Raw genomic sequence first — 18,254 nt, 5'->3', positions numbered from 1 at the left:
CGGGTGGGGGCCCTGGGGGAGCCCCGAGCGTAGCGCGCCCGGCGCGGGGAGCGAAACCACCCGGGCGCCTGGCTCACCGGATGCGCAGGAAGCTGTTCTCCCGCTCGTCGTAGAACACCACCGTCTGGCGGATCGGATCGAAGGCGATGGGGCCCGGCGTGTTGAGCCGGGCGCTCGTCCCCGGGCCGGCCATGACGCTCCAGTGTCCGCGCATTCCCGCCATCGTCGTGACGGCGAGCGTCCGCAGATCCAGCGCGCGGATGGTCGGGCCCGTGAAATCCGGGGGCACGATCGGCCCACCGCCCGGATCCGAGATGAAGAGGTAGCGGCCATCCGTGGTCAGCCCCCGCGCCCCGGCGAACCGCGCCTCCTTGCCGAAGCCATCCAGCGCGCCCAGGGCGTTGAGCTGGCCGGCGATCGTGGTGACCTCGCCAGTGCCGATGCTGATCCGCCGCACGACGGAACCGTTGCCGTCCAGCGTGTAGAGGAACTGGCCGTCATAGGCGAGATCCTTCGGGGTCTCGAAGCGCGCGGTGCGGCCGGTGCCATCGACCACCGCGGGCGGGCCGGCGGTGCTGTCGCCTCCGGCGAGCGTCGTGACGAAGTTCGTCGCCGGATCCAGCTTGCGGATGCTGCGTGCCTTGTCATCGACGAAGAAGAGGACCTTGCCGTCGGTGGCCAGGGCCGTGGCGGAGAGGACCGCGGTCGTCCTGCGATCGCCGTCCACCGCCGGGGTGGTCTGCCCGCTCTTGCCGGCGTAGAGCTCCAGGGTGGCCGAGCCCGGGGTGAGCCGGCGCACCGTCCCGTCGGCGAGGGCCACGTAGAGCATGCCCTCGAGCCGGGTGATGGCCACGGCCTGGCTGGAGAAGGCCGCCAACTCCTCGGAGGCGCCGGTGTCGAGCGACACCTGGAACACGCGTCCTCCCGTGCGCGAGGTGGCGTAGGCGACCCCGGCATCCCCATCGGTGACGAGGTCGGTCACCTGGGTGTAGCGCGCCGTGGTCCCCGCGTCCGAGTAGGCGAAGGTGGTGTTGGGAGGCGCACCCGCATAGGTCCTCACGGAGCTCGGGAACGACGAGTTGTAGATGCCTATGACCTGGCGCACCACCCCGTTTCCGGGCTCCGCGACATACAGCGTGGGAGGAGCGTTGATCCCGGAGTTGATCGCCGCGAGCGAGCTCGGCCGGTTGAAGCGGGCAGCGAGCGGATCCACCGCGTCGACATACCCCGGGGAATAAGCGGCACCGGCATGGGTGGTGAGCGTGCCCGAGGAGAGCACCCTGATGGTGTGGCAGCCCGGGTCCGCGATGAAGAGATAGGAGTAGGTGCGGATGATGGGGGTTCCAAAGGGCCCCTGCGACAGTGCGGTCATGCTCCCCCAGGCGAGGTTGCGTGCCTGGGTGAAGGTGGCCGAGCCCAGGCCTCCATCCGTCGGGTCCGAGCACCCGGAGTAGGTCGCGTTCCCGGCATGGACCGAGATGTTCCCAGTGGCGTCGTCCACGCGCAGGATGAGCTGGCCGCAGGCGAGGTAATATGGATAGGTGCCACTCGCGGAGGCCGTCACGCCCGCACACTCGTTCGAGCCGGCGATGGCCGTGAGCTGGGCGGCGGTGACCACCGTCTCCTTCGTGCCCGTGGACGGGTCCCACCGGCGCAGACCGTTGTCGTCCAGCAGGAGCAGGGCCTGGTTGTCCTTGCCCAGTCCACGGAGATTGGTGAAGCCCATGCCGGCGTCCACCGTCTCCACCGTGCCGCCATCGAGGGAGATGCGTCGGAGCACCTGCTGGCTCGACGTGCCTCCGTCCGACAGGAGCAGGTGATCCCGCAGATAGAGGACCTGCTCCTGGTTGAAGTACACCCCGTCCTCGGGCTGGACGAAGCGCGCACCGGCCATGGGTCCGTCGACGTACTGCTTCTCGAAGGGGGCTCCCGCCACGGTCGTGATGGTGCCGTCCGAGAGCTGGATGCGGCGGATCGTGGCGTTGTCCGTGTCCACCAGGAAGAGTGCGCCCGTGCCCTGGGCGAGATGGCTCGGCCCCTGGAAGCGGGCAACGCCACGCGGCCCATCCGAGTAACCTCGCGAGCCAGGCACGCCGGACAACAAGGACACGCCGTTGAAGTAGCGGCAGGTCGGATCGCAGTTGTCGCCGTTGAGCGTGTTGCCGTCGTCGCAGACCTCGTCCGTCTCCACCTGGCCGTTGCCACACGCCGGCTGGCAATCGGTGTCGGTGTTCGCGTTGCAGTCACTCGGGCAGCAACCGTCGTCCGCGATGCAGGCCGAGACACTGGCGCACACGCCCGCGTCCTCGACGACGGGTGCCTCTCCGGGCTGGCAGCGCCCGGTGTCCGCCGCGCAGAAGTAGCCCGAGGGGCAACTGCCGTCCTCGTTGCACAGCACGCCGGAGTAGTCCTCCAGCAGCCAGCCACACCCCGTGCTCACCACGAGGCAGCACACCATCAGGTGGAAGGGACGAAAGGTCATCGGCGAGTCCTCGGAGAGGCGGCTAGAAGCGCCCGGTGGCACCCAGGGAGACTCCCCCGGGAAGCGGCGCGAGCGTGACGGTGGAAGAAGGGGAGGAAGCGGCGTCTCCCGGCAGGAACATCATCACCAGTCCGGTGCCGAGCGCGGCGAGCCCCACGGGCACCAGCACCGCGCCCGCGGTGAGCTGCGTCTCCGCCCGGGAGCGGGCCTTCACTGCATCGTCGGCGCGCAGCTCCAGCCTGCGCTGGTTGTAGGAGAGGGCGGACACGCCCAGGTACGCGCCAACACCCGTCGCCACCACGCCCCCGCCCATGAGGGCATAGGAGAGCGTCTTCGAACGTGGAGCCGCCGGGGTGGCCACCGCCGCGTCCGGGGTGGACGTGGCCGGTGCGTCGAGCGCGGTCCGGGAGGGCTGTGCCTCCGGGGTGGACTCGGGCGTCTCCTCGCCGGGCTCCGGGGGCTTCTGTTCCGCCTGCTGCTTCGCCTGCAGAGTGGCCAGCTCGCGGCGCACTCCCTGGCGCACGGTCTCGAAGTCGCGCTCCACCTTGGGGGACACCTTCACCGGCAGCGTTGCCTCCGGCCGCAGCAGCAGTCCCGTGCGGAAGGCCGCGATCGCTTCCTCCTTGCGCCCCATGTCCGCCAGGATGACGCCCTCGAAGAGCGACACGGTGACGTCATCGTCCACACTTCGCGTGTAGCTCCTCGCGCGGCGGATCTGATCGAGCGCGCGCTCGTATTCGAGGCTCTCGTACAAGCGAAGGGCGGCGTTCAGGTACGTCCGCAGGACCGGTTGCGGCTCCTCGGCACGTGGCTGCTGGGGAGCTGGCGCCGGCTGCGGCTTCTGCGCGCGGTTCTTGGGCCGGGCCGCCCACGCGGAGGTCGTCGGAGCCGCGGACAGGACGAGGGCCAACGCCGCGGCGCCGGCACTCCGGAGGGGGAACGAGCGGGACATGGGTGTGATGTTACGAGAACTCCAGGGCTTTCGCTCAAAGTGAAGCGAAGTCCCGGCCTCACCTCAGCAGGAACGAGAGCGAGGAGGTGAGCAGGAAGTCCAGCAGGAAGATGGCCGCGCACCCCATCACCACCGCGCCCGCGGCCGCCTGGCCCACCGCCCGTGCGCCTCCGCGTGCCCGGATCCCCACCGCCGTGGACACCAGCGCGATCGCCAGCCCGAAGGCGCCCGACTTCACCACACCGCCCAGCACGTCCGTCGCGTGCAGCATGCGCTCGAAGCTGTCGAAGAAGGCGCGCACCGGCAGCCCCAGCGTGAAGAAGGCCGCCACCGCCTCGAAGAGCACGGCCACCAGGAAGGTGAGGGTGGACAGGCCCGTCACGCTCACCGTCATCGCCACCACGCGCGGGGCCACCAGCACCGCGAACGGGTCCAACCCGATGCCGCGCAGGCCCTCGAGCTGCCCGCCCACCTGCATCGTCGCCAGCTCCGCCGCGTTGCGCGCCCCCAGCCGCGCCGCCATCACCAGCCCCAGCAGCAGCGGGCCGAACTCCCACAGCACCGCGTACCCCGCCGCCCACCCGAGGAACGCCCGCGCCCCGAAGCGCTGCACGTACAGCGACGTCTGCACCACCACCGTCGCCCCCGTCAGCGCCGCGACCGCCAGCGTCAGCGGCAGCGAGCCCCAGCCGAACTCCTCCAGCCCGCGCAGCAGCTCGCGGCGATCCATCCGCCAGAGTCCCAGCACCGTCCGCGCCAGCACGATCGCCAGCGCCCCCACCGCCCTCACCGCGCCCAGCGCCTCCTGGCCGAGCCACACCAGCGTCCCGCTCATGCGAGCGCCTCGTCCGCCAGCGTCTCCACCTCGGGGGACGGAGGGCCGTCGTAGACGAGCTGCCCCTCGCGCAGGTACAGCCAGCGGGAGAAGGAGAGCTCGGGTGGCGCATCGTGCGCGGCGACGATCAGCGTGCCGTTCCCGGCCACCTCCAGCAGCACCCGCGCCACCTGCCGCGCCGTGCCCGGGTCCAACCCCGCGAAGGGATCATCCGCCAGCAGCACCGAAGGCCTCGCCGCCAGCGCCCTCGCGATGCCGGCCCGCTTGCGCATGCCGCCGGACAGCCGCTCCGGCAGCGTGTCCGCGGCCTCCGAGAGCCCCACCGCGCGCAGCACCTCGTCCGCGCGCGCCTCCGCCTCCTCGCGGGGCACGTGCCGGCGCTCCAGCGGCAACAGCACATTGCCCCGCACCGTCATCGAGTCGAAGAGGGCATCCGTCTGGAACACCATGCCGAACGCCGCCTGGCGCATGCGCTTCTCCGCGGGCGTCATCCCGGCTACGTCCTCGCCCTTCCAGAGGACTCGGCCGCTGGCCGGTGCCACCAATCCCGCGAGCGCCTTGAACAGCGTCGTCTTGCCCGCGCCCGAGCGCCCCATCACGAGCACGCGGCTGCCCGGCGGAAGGGTGCAGTCCACGTCCCGAAGGACGGGCCGCACCCCCTGCCGCACCGAGAGCCTGTCCGCGCGCAGCTCCATGGGACTATGGGTTCTGCTGCCCCCAGCGCGTCCACGTTCCGTTTCCTCCCGAGGCCCAGATCTCCTCGGGCCGGAGGGCATCGAGGGACAGGAGCGACTGGGCCGGGTTGAGGGGCTCGCTCCAGGCCGTGCCATCGAAGCGGTGGAGGTACGTGTTGCTCTTGTTGGAGAGGACGAAGACGCGGGTGGGGTGGAAGGCGACCACGTCCCGCAGATCCGACCCCGCGCCGGTGGGAGACGACGGCTTGCTCCACGTTCCGTTCTCACGCTTGAGCACGAGTCCCTTGTCGCCCACGGCGTAGGCCAGCCCGCCGTCCACCACGAACACGCCTCGCAGGTAGCCCGTCCCCACATTGTTGGGCAGGTTCTCGCGCTTCCACTTCCCCGAGGCCGTGTCGAGGCTGAAGACGCGCGGTACGGTGTCGAGCAGGTAGTCCTCGGCGCCGACGGCCAGCAGCGTGTCCGTGCTCAGACCGTGAATGCTCCGCAGGTTCGCGGCCAGCCGCTCCATCATCACCGGCGCGGAGGGCTCCGCCTGGGTGGCCGGCCACTCCCAGCGCAGCACGTGGCCGCCGCTGGAGACCGCGTACACCGTGGTGACGCCGTTGCGCTCGAAGCCCACCAGGCCATTGAGGGTGCTCGTCATTCCCGGCACCGAGGCGGTGGTGCACGTCGCGTTCGACGCCGTGGTGGTGGTGGCGAGCACGCCCTGCGACCCGCCGAGGAAGACGCGTCCATCGCTCGGCCTCGCCCAGGCCGCCTTCCAATCTCCCGTGCAGCTGAACCGGGTGGCGCGCGTCTGTGCGCTCATGTCCACGTGCGCGAGCCTGCCGCCGTCGCCCGCGAGCCACGCCTTGCCCGGGGCGTAGGTCGTCACCACGGGCCACGACTCGCTCTCGCCGCTCACGGTCTCCGTCTTCCAGTCATGCGAGCCGCACACTGTGCCCTCGTCCACACCGCCCTTGCAGTCGTTGTCCAGCCCGTCGCACACCTCGGTGCCACCGATGAAGCGCGAGGTGTCGTCGCAGTCGTTCGGGGTGGCCACCGCGTCCGGAGGCATCTCGCAGGACAGGCCCACGGACGTGCCGGCGCGAGCATCCCCATCCCTGTCCACGTACCACTGCTTGGGCTCCTCCGTGCGCACACACGGAGCCTCCGTGCGATCCGCGCTGCACGACATGCGCTTGCCCGCGCAGCCGAGCTCCGCCTCGCACGAGGCGCCCAGCTGGAAGTCGTCGTCCGCCTTGCCGTCGCAGTCCTCGTCCTGCCCGTCGCAGAGCAGCTCCGCCCGGCCCGGGTGCACGGTGGGGTCGGTGTCGTGGCAGTCCCCGCCCTGGGCCACCATGTTCGGCGGCGGCGCGCATGCGACCGTCCCCTGCAACGAGTTACCGTACCCATCACCGTCCGCGTCCGGGTAGTACGGGCGCTTGTCGGTGGCGTCGTCATCGCCGTTGGCGCAGTTGCTGTCCTTGCCGCCGCACTTCTCCTCGGCCCCCGGGTGCACGGTGGCGTCGGTGTCGTCGCAGTCCGAGCCCTTCGTGCTCGCCGAGACGTACCCGTCTCCGTCCAGGTCCTCCGCGCGCAGATCCAGGTATGCCGCCGTGGCGCCCTTCTCGGGCACCTCCACCACCTGCGAGCTGGTGGCCACCTCGGGCCCCGCGCACGAAATCTCTCGCGCGCTCGCCGTCACCCGGAGGGTGCGGCCCCAGTCCGCCTTGCGGAACACCGCCACCGTCTTCGTGTCGCTGTTCCCCCCGTCCACCGTGAGCTGTTGCGTCTCGGTGCGGCTCGGGTCCGCTTCGTCCTGGACCGTCACCGTGAGGCACCCGGGGTGGAACGTCGCGTAGAAGACCTCCACGCGCACGGCTCCCGCTCCGGCCTCATCCCGCTTGCAACCGGCCAGCGCCAACATTCCTACCGTCACCAGGAATAAACGCATCGCTCGTGCATTCCCGGGCGCCCTGCGCCCGACGTGAAGAAACCCCTTCGTCCCCCTCCCCATTAGCCCGATGCGCGATGCAGCGTCCAGACGGGCGGTTCCCGTGGCCGTGCCCGGCTGGCTCCTATATATGGGCCTGCTGTCCTTCCCCCTCCGGATCACACCCCTCCGCACGAACATGTCCTTGATCCGATCCGCCGTCGCCGTCCCCATGTGTGTGTGGCTCGCCCTATGTGCGCCCGAGGCGCGCGCGCAGGAGCCGCGGCCCACCCCCGAGGTCACGCAGGAGCCGCTGACGTTGGAGCGCGCGGTATCGCTCGCGGCCGAGCGCAACGAGACCGCGCTGTCGGCCCAGGCCCGCTCCGAGGCCGCCCGGGCCCGCGTGTCTCGCGCCCTGGCCTTCTTCCTCCCGAGGCTCACCCTCAACGGCAGCTATACGCGCCGTCCCCAGGAGTCGACGCGGCAGGTGGGAGATCAGACGGTGGTGCTGCAGCGCTTCAATGCCCTGGGGGCCAACGCCGTGGCCCGCATCACGCTCTTCGATGCACGCGGCTTTCCGCTCTACGAGGCGGCGAAGCGGGACCGCGAGGCGACGGAGCTGGACGCGGTGGAGGCACGCCGGCAGGTGGGCTTCCAGGCGGCCAACGCCTTCCTCACCACGCTGGGACAGCAGCAGGTGGCCGAGGCCGCCGAGCGGAGGCTCACCTTCGCGAAGCAGTCCCTCGAGGAGGCCCGGGCGCGGGCCCAGGCGGGGCTGGCCAGCACCAATGACGTGACGCGCGCGGAACTGGACGTGGCCACCGCGCAGTCGCAGCTCGCCGACGCGGTGGGCAACGCCGCGGAGAGCCGGTTGGAGCTGGGCTACCTGCTGGTGGCGCCCGTGCAGGAGCCGCTGGCCGCGCCCGAGACGCTGCTCTCCGACGCCTCCCGTCCCGTGGATTCCTTCGCGGGGCTGGCGGAGAACGCCCTGGAGCGCCGCCCGGACATCCTCTCCTCGCGGCTGCGGGTGGAGCAGCAGAAGGCCCTCGCGCGGGAGCCCCTGGCGCGGCTCTTCCCCTCGCTGACGGCCTCCGCGCAGGGCAGCGCCACCAACGAGGCGGGCCTCACCGGCCGTACGTTCAATGGTTTTCTCACGGTGGACCTGACCTGGAACCTCTTCGACGGAGGCGAGCGCTACGCCGATCGCCGCGAGCGGCTCGCGCTGACGCGGGTGCAGGAGCTGGACACGCAGGCGCGGGTGCGGCGGGTGGACGTGGCGGTGGAGAGCGCGCGCGTGTCGCTGCGCACCGCCCAGGCCGCCCTGGAGCTCGGCGAGGTGGCCGTGAAGGCCGCCAGACAGAATGCCGAGGAGACGAGCATTCTCTATCGCCAGGGTCTTGCCACGTCCCTGGCGTTGAGCGATGCGCAGGTGAGACTGTTCGAGGCCGAAGTATCGCTCGCACAGGCCCGCTATTCACTGGGATCCGCGCTCCTGGAGCTGCGGGCCGCCGTGGGACTCGATCCGCTGGGGAAGGAGCCGTAAGTGAAGATCCGTGTGGTGACGATGGCACTGGGCGCCGCGCTCGCCCTGGGGACGGGGTGTGGTGGCAAGGAGGCGGCCGGTGGAACGCCCGCGGGCAAGGGTGGCGCGAAGGGTGGCCCGGGCGCCCGCGGTCCCATCCAGTTCCCCGTGGAGGTGGCGCCGGTGGAGGCGCGGGACGTGGAGTACGTCGTCTCGGCGGTGGGCTCGGTGGAGGCCTTCGAGCAGGTGCAGATCACCGCGCGCGTGGCGGGCGTGGTGGAGCAGGTGCGCTTCATGGAAGGCCAGACGGTGAAGAAGGGCGAGGTGCTCGCGGAGATAGAGCCCACGCGCTACAGCATCGCGGTGCGCTCGGCGCAGGCGGCGCTGGAGAAGGCGCAGGCGTCGAAGGACGAGGCGGAGTCGGCGGCCGGGCGGCGCACGGCGGTCAACGAGGCGAAGCCGGGCCTGCTGCCGGCCGAGCAGCTCGACACGGCCCAGGCGCGGGCGCGCACGGCGGCGGCGGACGCGAGCGCGGCGAAGGCGGCGCTGGACCAGGCCGAGCTGAACCTGCGCGATGCCTACGTGAAGGCGCCCATGGAAGGGGTGCTGCAGTCGCGCACGGTGCAGACGGGGCAGTACGTGCAGCCGGGCACGGTGCTGGCCACGCTGCTGCGGCGCGATCCGCTGCTGCTGCGCTTCTCCGTGCCCGAGGCGGACGTGGCGCGGCTCAAGCCGGGCATGCCGGCGCGCTTCACGGTGCGCTCGGACGGGGGCACGTACACGGGCCGCATCAGCTACGTGGCGGACGCCGCGGATCCGGCCAGCCGCATGGTGAAGGTGACGGCGGAGGTGAGCGGCAAGGAGGCCCAGGCGCTGCGGCCGGGCGCCTTCGCCACGGTGACGGTGCCGGTGGAGACGGCCCAGGGCGCGCCGGTCATCCCCCAGACGGCGGTGCGGCCCAGCGAGCGCGGCTTCCTGGCCTTCGTGGTGCAGGACGGCAAGGCGCGCGAGCGCGTGGTGGAGCTCGGCCTGCGCACGGCGGACGGCCTCGTGGAGGTGCGCGAGGGCGTGAAGGCCGGCGAGCAGTTGGTGGTGCGCGGTGGAGAGGCGCTCAAGGACGGCGCCGCGGTGCGGATCGCCGAGGGCCCCAAGCCTTCGTTCACGGGTGAGCCGCGCCGTGAGGCGGACGCCAGCAGTGGAGGCGCGGGCCGATGAACATCACCGAGGCGTGCATCAAGAAGCCCGTCTTCGCCTGGATGTTGATGGCGGCGACGATCGTCTTCGGATTGGTGGCGGCGCAGCGCATCGGCATCAGCCAGTTCCCGGACGTGGACTACCCCGTCATCAGCATCAGCGTGACGTGGGAGGGGGCCTCGCCGGAGGCGGTGGAGAGCGACATCATCGAGCCGCTCGAGGAAGCGGCGATGCAGGTGGAGGGCGTCAAGGCCATCACCTCCAGGTCGAGCCTGGGCGGTGGCAGCATCTCCGTGGAGTTGGACCTGTCGCGCGACGTGGACCAGGCGCTGCAGGACGTGACGTCCAAGGTGAGCCAGGCGCAGAACCGGCTGCCGCGGGACATCGATCCGCCGGTCATCTCCAAGAGCAACCCGGAGGATCAGCCCATCGTGCAGGTGGGCGTGTCGGGTCCCTTCTCGCGGCAGTTCATCTCCGACTTCGCCCGCTACCGGCTGAAGGAGACGTTGCAGACGGTGCCGGGCGTGGGCGAGGTGACGCTGGGCGGCTCGCTGGAGCGCAACGTGCGCATCTGGGTGGACGCGGAGAAGCTGGACGCGCGGGGCCTCACCGTCGCGGACATCGTCACGGCGCTTCAGCGAGAGCACGTGGAGCTGCCCGCGGGCCGCATCGAGACGGAGGGCCGCGAGGTCAACGTCCGCGTCATGGGCGAGGCGTTGGACATGGAGACGCTGCGCCACCTGGTGGTACGCGAGGGGGGCGGCTCCCCCATCTACCTGTCCGACGTGGCGCTGGTGGAGGACGGCTTCGAGGACGAGCGGCGCATCGCCCGCGTCGACGGCCAGCCCGCCCAGGGCCTGGGGGTGAGGAAGCAGCGCGGCGCCAACGCGGTGGCCGTGGCGCAGGGCGTGCGCGCGAAGATCGCCGAGGTGCAGAAGGACGCGCCCGAGGGGCTGGAGGTGGGCATCAACTTCGACTCCACCCGGTTCATCGAGGAGAGCGTCCACGAGATCGAGTTCGAGCTGTTGCTGGCGTGCATCCTGACGGCGCTGGTGTGCTGGGCGTTCCTCGGCTCACTGTCCAGTACGCTCAATGTGATCCTCGCCATCCCCATGTCGCTGTTGGGCACGGTGGCGGTCATCTACTTCCTGGGCTTCACGCTCAACACCTTCACGCTGCTGGGGTTGTCACTGGCGGTGGGCATCGTGGTGGATGACGCCATCATGGTGATGGAGAACATCTTCCGGCACGCGGAGGAGGGGAAGGAGCGGGTGAGCGCGGCGCGCGAGGGCACGCAGGAGATCACCTTCGCGGCCCTGGCGGCCACGCTGGCGGTGGTGGCCATCTTCCTCCCCGTCGTCTTCATGGAAGGGGTCATCGGCAGGTTCTTCCTGCAGTTCGGCGTGACGCTGTGCGTGGCGGTGCTGCTGTCCTACGTGGAGGCCATCACCCTGGCACCGGCGCGGTGCGCGCAGCTGCTCAAGACGAGCCGCGAGGGCCGCGGCAGGGTGGGTCTGGCCGTGGACCGGGCCTTCACCTGGCTGGAGCACCAGTATGGGAAGGTGCTGGCCAAGGGGCTGGCGCGGCCCTGGTGGGTGCTGGGAGGCGCGGTGGTGCTGTTGGCGCTGTCGGGCCTGGCCTTCAAGAGCCTGTCGAGCGAGTTCGTCCCCTCGCAGGATCAGGGCCGCGTCATGGTGCGGCTACAGACGGCGGTGGGCAGCACGGTGGAGGAGACGAACCGGCTCTTCCTGCGCTCCGAGGAGTTCCTCCGCAACCGGCCCGAGGTGACACGCCTGTTCTCGGTGGTGGGTGGCGGTGGCGGCGGGGTGAACGGCGGCATGCTGTTCGTCACCCTGGTGCCGCAGGACCAGCGCATGTCGATGGCCGAGTTCAGCCAGGTGGTGCGCAAGGAGCTCAACTCGTACCCGGGCCTGCGCGCGGTGGTGATGGATCTGTCGCAGAGCGGCTTCACGGCCTCGCGCGGCTTCCCGGTGGAGTTCAGCGTGCGCGGCTCGGACTGGGAGCGGCTCATCGAATCCAGCACGGAGATGCGCGAGAAGCTCCAGGCGAGCGGCAAGGTGGTGGACGTGGACACGGACTACCAGCTCGGCATGCCGGAGCTGCGCATCACCCCGGACCGGGCGCGCGCCGCGGACCTGGGCGTGTCCATGCAGGACGTGGGCTCCACCCTCAACGCCCTGGTGGGCGGGGTGCGCGTGGGCAAGTACAGCACGGGAGGCCGGCGCATCGACGTGCGGCTGCGTCTCTTGAAGGATCAGCGCTCGCGGCCGGAGGATCTGGCGCTGTTGAAGGTGCGGACCCGCTCCGGCGAGCTGGTGCCCCTGGCCTCGCTGGTGACGCAGGAGGAGCGCCCGGCGCTCCAGGCCATCACCCGCAAGGATCGCGAGCGCGCCATCAGCATCTTCGCCAACGTGGCCCCCGGCGCCACCCAGCAGGAGGCATTGGAGACGGTGGAGCGGCTGGCCAAGGAACTGCCTGGTGGCACCCGCGTGGTGTTCGGCGGCTCCAGCGTGGCCTTCCAGGAGTCCATGGGCAGCCTCCTGTTCGCCCTCTTCCTGGGCATCGGGGTGGCGTACATGGTGCTCGCCTCGCAGTTCAACTCGTTCCTCCACCCCGTGACGGTGCTCACCATCCTCCCCCTGTCGGTGGCGGGAGCGGCCTTCGCGATGTGGATCACGGGCACGACGCTCAACATCTTCAGCATGATCGGCCTGCTGCTGCTGATGGGCATCGTGAAGAAGAACTCGATCATCCTGGTGGACTACGCGCTGCAACAGCGCGAGCTGGGAGCGGGCGCGGTGGAGGCCATGCAGCGGGCGGGACCGGTGCGCCTGCGGCCCATCCTCATGACGTCGCTGGCCACGATGATGGCGGCGGTGCCCGCGGTGCTGGCGCTGGGCGCTGGCAGCGAGACGCGCGCCCCCATGTCCGTGGCGGTGCTGGGCGGACTCTCCGTCTCCACCGTGCTCAGCCTGCTGGTGGTGCCCGCCTTCTACGTGGTGGCGGACCGGATGAAGACGCGGCTGGACCGGAGGCGAGGCCGGGGCTCGGATGAGCACGGCTCGGGCTCCGGTGGCGAGGGCGTCCCCCTGGCCGAGAGCGAAAAGCCCCGGCTCGCGGGAAGCTGACGACGAAGCGTTCCCGCCGCTCGTAACGAAACGGCCTTGCTTCAGGAGCTCCTGAAGCAAGGCCGTTCTACGTTCGGGCCAGCGTCCCGCCCCGCTACTGAACCTGCGCGAGGATGTCGTTCAGCATCTGCTCGGTGAACCTGCCCTCGGAGAAGTTGATCAGCTTGTAGGCCGGCATGTCGTGGACGAACACCAGCGTCGACATCTCGGCCTTCTTCCGGGCGTGCTCCTCGCGCGGCGTGCGCTTCACGCTGCTCTGCTCCTCGAAGCTGCCCATGATGACGTTCTTCAGCACCGGGTAGAACGCCTTGCCCTTGGGGTGGTTCTTGAACTCCTTCACCATGGACTCGCGCGTCAGCTTGGGGACGGGCACCTGGGCCGTCTCCACCATGACGTGCTTCCTCAGGGGCAGGTCCCTGGAGGAGCCACCGACCAGGATGTCGAACCGGCCAGGGTTGACGGACCAGCGGTGGTGGGCGGCGTCGTAGTAGGCGAAATCCCGCCGCTTCAGCGTGAAGCTCACCGTCTTCTCCTGACCGGGCTCGAGCGCCACCTTGGTGAAGGCCTTGAGCTCCTTGTCCGGACGGCTCACCACGGGCCTGTCTTCACGGATGTAGAGCTGGACGATCTCCTTTCCAGCCACGTTGCCGGTGTTCTTGACCTTCAGCTGCACCGTCAGGCTCCCGGTGTCCTGGATGGACTGCGCGCTGAGGGTCAGGTCCGAGTAGGCGAAGGTGGTGTAGCTCAGCCCGAAACCAAACGGGAACAGCGGCGTGAGGTTCTTCTTGTCGTAGTACCGGTAGCCGATGAAGACGCCTTCGCCGTAGTGGGCCTTCTGATTCAGTCCGGGGAACTCGGTGGCGGTCGGCGTGTCCTCGAGCCGCATCGGGAAGGTCTCCGGCAGTTTCGCCGAGGGGTTCACCCTGCCGGTCAGCACATCGGCGATGGCGCCTCCGCCCGCCTGTCCCGTCAGCCAGCCCTCCAGGATGGCCTTCACCCGGCCCACCCAGGGCATGGTGATGGCGGCGCCGTTCATCAACACCACCACCGTGTTGGGCTGGACCTGGCTGACCGCGTCGATCAACCGGTTGTGTCCCTCGGGGATCTCCAGGCTGGCGCGGTCGAAGCCCTCGGACTCGTGGCTGTCCGGCAGGCCGGCGAAGACGATGGCCACGTCCGCGTTCCTCGCCTGCTGCCGCGCCTCGTCGAGCAGCTGGGCGGTGGTGACCCCCTCCGCGTCGTAGCCGCTCGCGTAACCGATGCGCTCGCTCCCGCCCAGGATCGCCAGCAGCTCGTCATACGCGTTGGAGATGCGGGTCGGATTCACCTGCGAGCTTCCAGCGCCCTGGTAGCGGGGCTCCTTCGCGAAGGCGCCAATCAGGGCGATCTTCTTCTTCCCGCCCGCGTCCAGAGGCAGGAGCTGGTCGTCGTTCTTCAGCAGGACGATGCTCTCACCCGCCACCTGCCTCGCCAGGGCATGGTGCTGCTCCGCGTCGACGCGGACTCCGGTCCGGCGGCTCTCCGCGGCCTTGAGGATGACGGCGAGCAGAGCGCCGACCACCTCGTCCAGGCGTGAGACTGGCAGCTGTCCCGCGTTGACGGCCTCGATGATCTTCTTGCGATTCACGTCGCCGCTGCCGGGCATCTCCAGGTTCAGCCCGGCCATCACGGCCTTGGCGCGCTCGTGGACGGCGCCCCAGTCCGACACCACGAACCCCTCGAACTCCCACTCCTTCCGCAGGAGCTGATCGAGCAGGAAGGGGTTCTCGGAGGCGTAGACACCATTCACCTTGTTGTAGGCGCACATCACCGACCACGGCTGGGCCTGGGTGATCGCGATCTCGAACGCTGGCAGGTAGATCTCGCGCAGGGTCCTCTCATCCAGGATCGAGTCGTTCACCATCCGCTCGAACTCCTGGTTGTTCACCGCGAAGTGCTTCAACGAGGTCCCCACGCCCTCGCTCTGGACTCCCTGGATGTAGGACGCCGCCAGCTGACCGGCCAGGACGGGGTCCTCGGAGAAGTACTCGAAGTTGCGCCCGCCCAGGGGAGAGCGCTTCATGTTGATGCCCGGCCCCAGCAGCACCTGGACGTCGTTCGCCTGGCATTCCCGGGCCATGGCGGCGCCCACCTGTTGGATGAGCTCCGTGTCCCAGGTGGAGGCCAGGGCGCAAGCCGTGGGGAAACAGGTCGCGGGAACGCTTTCAGAGATGTTCAGCCCCTGCGCCTTCCTGAGCCCATGCGGGCCATCCGTCATGAAGATGGAGGGGATACCCAGGCGCTCGATGGGATGCGTCGTCCACGCGCCATTGCCAGACAAGAGCAGGGCCTTCTCCTCCAGCGTCATCTGGGACACCAGTTCCTGCGCTCTTGCCTTGTAGTCTTTGGATTGTCTGGACATGTCAGGGGGCCTCGGGTTCAGGGCATGGCAAGGCGTTCTCCGCGATGACGCGGAGAACGCGGGGGGTTCCTCAGGGACTTGGGACCTCGATTCAGCGCGCTTCCTCGAGACGCCGCGCCGCGACTCCAGGCAGCTCGCTCTGCGGGTCAGCGGCGTTCACCGGCTGCGAGCCCACCGTACCGGACTTGGAGCCCTGTCCGAACAGGTGGCACCGCACCCAGCGATCCTGCTCGAGCTGCGTGATGCCCGGCGTCTCCTGGCGGCACACCGCCATGACGTTCGGGCACCGGTCGGCGAACGAGCAGCCGGGAGGCGGATCGATCAGCTTGGGCGCACCCGACTTCGCCTTCAGCGCGCTCTTCATCGAGCCATTCGGATCCGGCACCGCGGACAGCAGGAGCTGCGTGTAGGGGTGCGCGGGCCGCTGCATCAGCTCCTCGCTCGGCGCGCCCTCCACGATGTTCCCCGCGTACATCACCATCGTCCGGTCCGCGAAGTAGCGGGCGCTCGCGATGTCATGCGTGATGTACAGGTACGCGATTCCCCGTTCCTCCTTGAGGCGCTCCATCAGGTTCAGGACGCCGACACGGATGGACACATCGAGCATGGAGATCGGCTCGTCGGCCAGGATCACCGAGGGGCCCGGTGCCAGGGCCCGCGCGATCGCCACGCGCTGTCGTTGCCCGCCCGAGAGCTGATGCGGATAGCGGGCCGCGATCTCCGCCGCCGGGTTCAGGTCCACGGTCGACAGCAGCTCGTTCACGCGCTCCCTGAGCTCGGCGTCGCCTTTCGCCTTTCCGTGGAGGAGGAGGGGCCTCTCCAGGTGCTCGCCGATCGTATGGACCGGGTTCAGCGAGCCGAACGGATCCTGGAAGATCATCTGCACCTGCGCCCGGTAGGCGAGCGAGGCCTGCCGCGGCTCTTCCTGAAGCATGTCCTTGCCATGGAAGAGGATCTTCCCGGAGGACGGCTCCATCAGCCGTACGAGCAACCGCGCGATGGTGCTCTTGCCGCTGCCCGATTCGCCGACGAGCGCGACGACCTGCCGTTGCCCGAGGGAGAAGGACACATCGTGGAGGGCGCGCAGCTGCTTCGGCTTGAAGCCCCCACCCACCTGGAAGTATTTGCCGAGGCCTTTCGCCTCGAGGATTGCCTGGCTCTTCCGGTCGATGATCGTCATGGGGCGTCCAGGTGACAGGCCTCGATGTGGGCGGGGCCAAGCTCGCGCAATACGGGCGCATCCGTCCGGCAGAGCTCCGTCGCCGACGGGCAGCGCGGGTGGAAGCGGCACCCCACGGGCAGCTTTCGCATGTCCGGAGGTGAGCCAGGGATGCCCACGAGCTTCCGGCGGGGCCCTCGGACCGAGGGGACCGAGCCCAGCAGCCCCTTCGTGTACGGGTGCCTGGGCGCGTGGAACAGCTCCTGGGAGGGCGCCATCTCCATGAGCCTGCCCGCGTAGAGGACCGCGATGCGCGTGGAGAACTCGAGGATCAGCGAGAGATCATGCGTGATGAACAGGATGGAGAACCCGAGCTTGTCCTTGAGCTCCGCGACCTGATGGAGGATCTCCTTCTGCACCACCACGTCGAGCGCCGTCGTCGGCTCGTCCATGAGCATCAGCGGCGGCTCGAGCGCGAGGGCGATGGCGATCACCACGCGCTGTCTCATTCCGCCCGAGAGCTGGTGCGGGTAGCTCGTGAGCCGCGAGCTGTCGATCCCCACGAGCTTGAGCAGCGAGACGGCCCTGTCGACGGCCTCGGCGCGCTTCACCGGCTGGTGCGCCTGGATGGCGTCCACGATCTGATCGCCGATCGTGAGGATGGGGTTGAGCGAGTTCATCGCGCTCTGGAAGACGAGCGACACCTTGCGCCAGCGCAGCTCCCGAAGCCGCGCCTCGCTCATCGCCAGCACGTCCTCGCCCTCGAAGAGCACCTGTCCGCCGGTGATGACCGCGGGAGGGCGGAGGATCCGCAGCAGGGCCTGCGCCACGGTCGACTTGCCGCTGCCCGACTCGCCGGCGAGCCCGAGCACCTCGCCCCGGCCGATGTCGAACGACACGCCATCGACGGCGCACACGGGACCCGTGGGCGTCAGGTATTCGACCCGGAGATCCCGCACGGAGAGTAACGTCGAAGGCTTAGTTTCCACTGTGCCTCACCACGGGGGTCGACAGCCCCCCTTCCAGGTCATGACTCTTGAGGAGCTTCGTCCACGTCCGCTCGGCCCGCAGCCGCGGGTTGGTGATCTCATCGATCGCGAAGTTGACGAGCACGAGCGCGAAGCCGATGAGCGCGACACACACGCCCGTGGGGATGACGGTCCACCAGGCGCCCGTCAGCAGGGCCGCGTCGTTGGAGGCCCAGTACAGGTTCGTGCCCCAGGTGACCGTGCTCACGTCGCCGATCCCCAGGAACTCGAGCCCCACCTGCGCGCCGATCGCGTAGACCGTCGCCGAGATGAAGCCGCTCATCAGCAGCGACGTCATGTTGGGGAGGATCTCCCGGAAGATGATCCGCAGGCGTCCCTCGCCACTCACGATCGCCGCCAGGACGAAGTCCTTCTCCCGCAGCGACAGGAGCTGCGAGCGCAGCATGCGTGCGTTCCACGCCCACCCGGTGATGACCAGCACGAGCCCGATGGTGACGGGTCCGGGTTGAAGGTACGCCGCGATCACCACGGCCATGGGCAGCCCGGGGATGATCAGGAACACGTTGGTGATGAACGACAGGACACTGTCGACCCACCCACCGAAGAAACCGGCGGTCATCCCGACGAGCGCGCCAATCGCCATGACGGCGAAGCCCGTGAGGAAGCCCACCGCCAGCGACGTGCGGGCTCCCGCGACCGTCTGCGCGAGCACGTCCTGCCCCTGGCCGGTGGTTCCGAAGAAATACTCGGAGGAGGGTGGCTGGTGCGGCGGTCCCACGAAGGCGGACGGATCCCCCGGCACGATCATCGGTCCGAAGAGACCGATCAGCACGAAGAAGAGGATGAGCGCGGCTCCGAACGACGCCTTGCGGTTCTCGAGCAACTGCCAGATGAAACCCGAGCGTTGCTTGCTTGCTTGCTTCGACGATGACATTTCAGGCCCCCTGCTTCCCGCCCG

The 18,254-nt window shown here is 69.5% G+C and carries 12 protein-coding genes; 3 read left to right on the top strand and 9 right to left on the bottom strand.

Annotated elements, in window-relative coordinates; translation table 11 throughout:
• Positions 1-73: 73 nt before the first annotated feature.
• The 5 genes from NR810_RS00635 to NR810_RS00615 are packed head-to-tail and all read right to left on the bottom strand — an operon-like array spanning position 74 to position 6,903.
• Complete coding sequence (locus tag NR810_RS00635; protein WP_257446186.1) at positions 74-2,482, bottom strand: hypothetical protein; 2,409 nt, start codon at positions 2,480-2,482, stop codon at positions 74-76.
• 22 nt (positions 2,483-2,504) lie between these two features.
• Positions 2,505-3,434, bottom strand: a complete 930-nt coding sequence (locus NR810_RS00630) for a hypothetical protein (protein WP_257446184.1) — start codon at positions 3,432-3,434, stop codon at positions 2,505-2,507.
• A 58-nt stretch (positions 3,435-3,492) separates the two neighbouring features.
• Positions 3,493-4,269, bottom strand: coding sequence for an MlaE family ABC transporter permease (locus NR810_RS00625; RefSeq protein WP_257446182.1), 777 nt, complete (start codon positions 4,267-4,269; stop codon positions 3,493-3,495).
• A complete protein-coding gene (locus NR810_RS00620) occupies positions 4,266-4,964 on the bottom strand; it encodes an ABC transporter ATP-binding protein (protein ID WP_257446180.1) in 699 nt (232 codons plus the stop codon). The genes NR810_RS00625 and NR810_RS00620 overlap by 4 nt, the downstream gene beginning before the upstream one ends.
• A gap of 4 nt (positions 4,965-4,968) precedes the next feature.
• Complete coding sequence (locus NR810_RS00615; RefSeq protein WP_257446177.1) at positions 4,969-6,903, bottom strand: MopE-related protein; 1,935 nt, start codon at positions 6,901-6,903, stop codon at positions 4,969-4,971.
• A 178-nt stretch (positions 6,904-7,081) separates the two neighbouring features.
• Between NR810_RS00615 and NR810_RS00610 the strand changes: the two genes are divergently transcribed.
• Genes NR810_RS00610 through NR810_RS00600 form a run of 3 tightly spaced genes read left to right on the top strand, consistent with a single transcriptional unit; the run spans position 7,082 to position 12,747 of the window.
• The gene (locus tag NR810_RS00610) at positions 7,082-8,425 is read left to right on the top strand and encodes a TolC family protein (RefSeq protein WP_257446175.1); all 1,344 of its coding nucleotides are present in this window, start codon (positions 7,082-7,084) and stop codon (positions 8,423-8,425) included.
• A gap of 21 nt (positions 8,426-8,446) precedes the next feature.
• Entirely contained in the window at positions 8,447-9,619 is a 1,173-nt protein-coding gene (locus tag NR810_RS00605; protein ID WP_257447738.1) for an efflux RND transporter periplasmic adaptor subunit, read from the top strand.
• Positions 9,616-12,747, top strand: a complete 3,132-nt coding sequence (locus NR810_RS00600; protein WP_257446172.1) for an efflux RND transporter permease subunit — start codon at positions 9,616-9,618, stop codon at positions 12,745-12,747. The genes NR810_RS00605 and NR810_RS00600 overlap by 4 nt, the downstream gene beginning before the upstream one ends.
• 94 nt (positions 12,748-12,841) lie before the next feature.
• Here the strand turns inward: NR810_RS00600 and NR810_RS00595 are convergent, their stop codons facing one another.
• The 4 genes from NR810_RS00595 to NR810_RS00580 form a co-directional block, all read right to left on the bottom strand.
• Complete coding sequence (locus tag NR810_RS00595; protein ID WP_257446170.1) at positions 12,842-15,148, bottom strand: beta-glucosidase family protein; 2,307 nt, start codon at positions 15,146-15,148, stop codon at positions 12,842-12,844.
• 91 nt (positions 15,149-15,239) lie between these two features.
• Positions 15,240-16,328, bottom strand: coding sequence for an ABC transporter ATP-binding protein (locus tag NR810_RS00590; RefSeq protein WP_257446168.1), 1,089 nt, complete (start codon positions 16,326-16,328; stop codon positions 15,240-15,242).
• Positions 16,325-17,266: an ABC transporter ATP-binding protein gene (locus NR810_RS00585; protein WP_257446166.1), complete on the bottom strand. Its 942-nt coding sequence runs from the start codon at positions 17,264-17,266 to the stop codon at positions 16,325-16,327. Before NR810_RS00585 ends, NR810_RS00590 begins: the two co-directional genes overlap by 4 nt.
• A 19-nt stretch (positions 17,267-17,285) precedes the next feature.
• Complete coding sequence (locus NR810_RS00580; RefSeq protein ID WP_257446162.1) at positions 17,286-18,230, bottom strand: ABC transporter permease; 945 nt, start codon at positions 18,228-18,230, stop codon at positions 17,286-17,288.
• Positions 18,231-18,254: the final 24 nt, after the last annotated feature.

Source organism: Archangium lipolyticum (assembly GCF_024623785.1).
Taxonomy (GTDB): Bacteria; Myxococcota; Myxococcia; order Myxococcales; family Myxococcaceae; genus Archangium; species Archangium lipolyticum.
Note: the sequence above shows the minus strand (reverse complement) of the source record. Positions and strands in the feature narration are given on the sequence as shown.

Coding starts and splice junctions, on each gene's coding strand:
- NR810_RS00610 (WP_257446175.1), top strand. CDS start 7,082: ATGTCCTTGATCCGATCCGCCGTCGCCGTCCCCATGTGTGTGTGGCTC.
- NR810_RS00595 (WP_257446170.1), bottom strand. CDS start 15,148: ATGTCCAGACAATCCAAAGACTACAAGGCAAGAGCGCAGGAACTGGTG.
- NR810_RS00590 (WP_257446168.1), bottom strand. CDS start 16,328: ATGACGATCATCGACCGGAAGAGCCAGGCAATCCTCGAGGCGAAAGGC.
- NR810_RS00630 (WP_257446184.1), bottom strand. CDS start 3,434: ATGTCCCGCTCGTTCCCCCTCCGGAGTGCCGGCGCCGCGGCGTTGGCC.
- NR810_RS00625 (WP_257446182.1), bottom strand. CDS start 4,269: ATGAGCGGGACGCTGGTGTGGCTCGGCCAGGAGGCGCTGGGCGCGGTG.
- NR810_RS00615 (WP_257446177.1), bottom strand. CDS start 6,903: ATGCGTTTATTCCTGGTGACGGTAGGAATGTTGGCGCTGGCCGGTTGC.
- NR810_RS00580 (WP_257446162.1), bottom strand. CDS start 18,230: ATGTCATCGTCGAAGCAAGCAAGCAAGCAACGCTCGGGTTTCATCTGG.
- NR810_RS00600 (WP_257446172.1), top strand. CDS start 9,616: ATGAACATCACCGAGGCGTGCATCAAGAAGCCCGTCTTCGCCTGGATG.
- NR810_RS00605 (WP_257447738.1), top strand. CDS start 8,447: ATGGCACTGGGCGCCGCGCTCGCCCTGGGGACGGGGTGTGGTGGCAAG.
- NR810_RS00635 (WP_257446186.1), bottom strand. CDS start 2,482: ATGACCTTTCGTCCCTTCCACCTGATGGTGTGCTGCCTCGTGGTGAGC.
- NR810_RS00620 (WP_257446180.1), bottom strand. CDS start 4,964: ATGGAGCTGCGCGCGGACAGGCTCTCGGTGCGGCAGGGGGTGCGGCCC.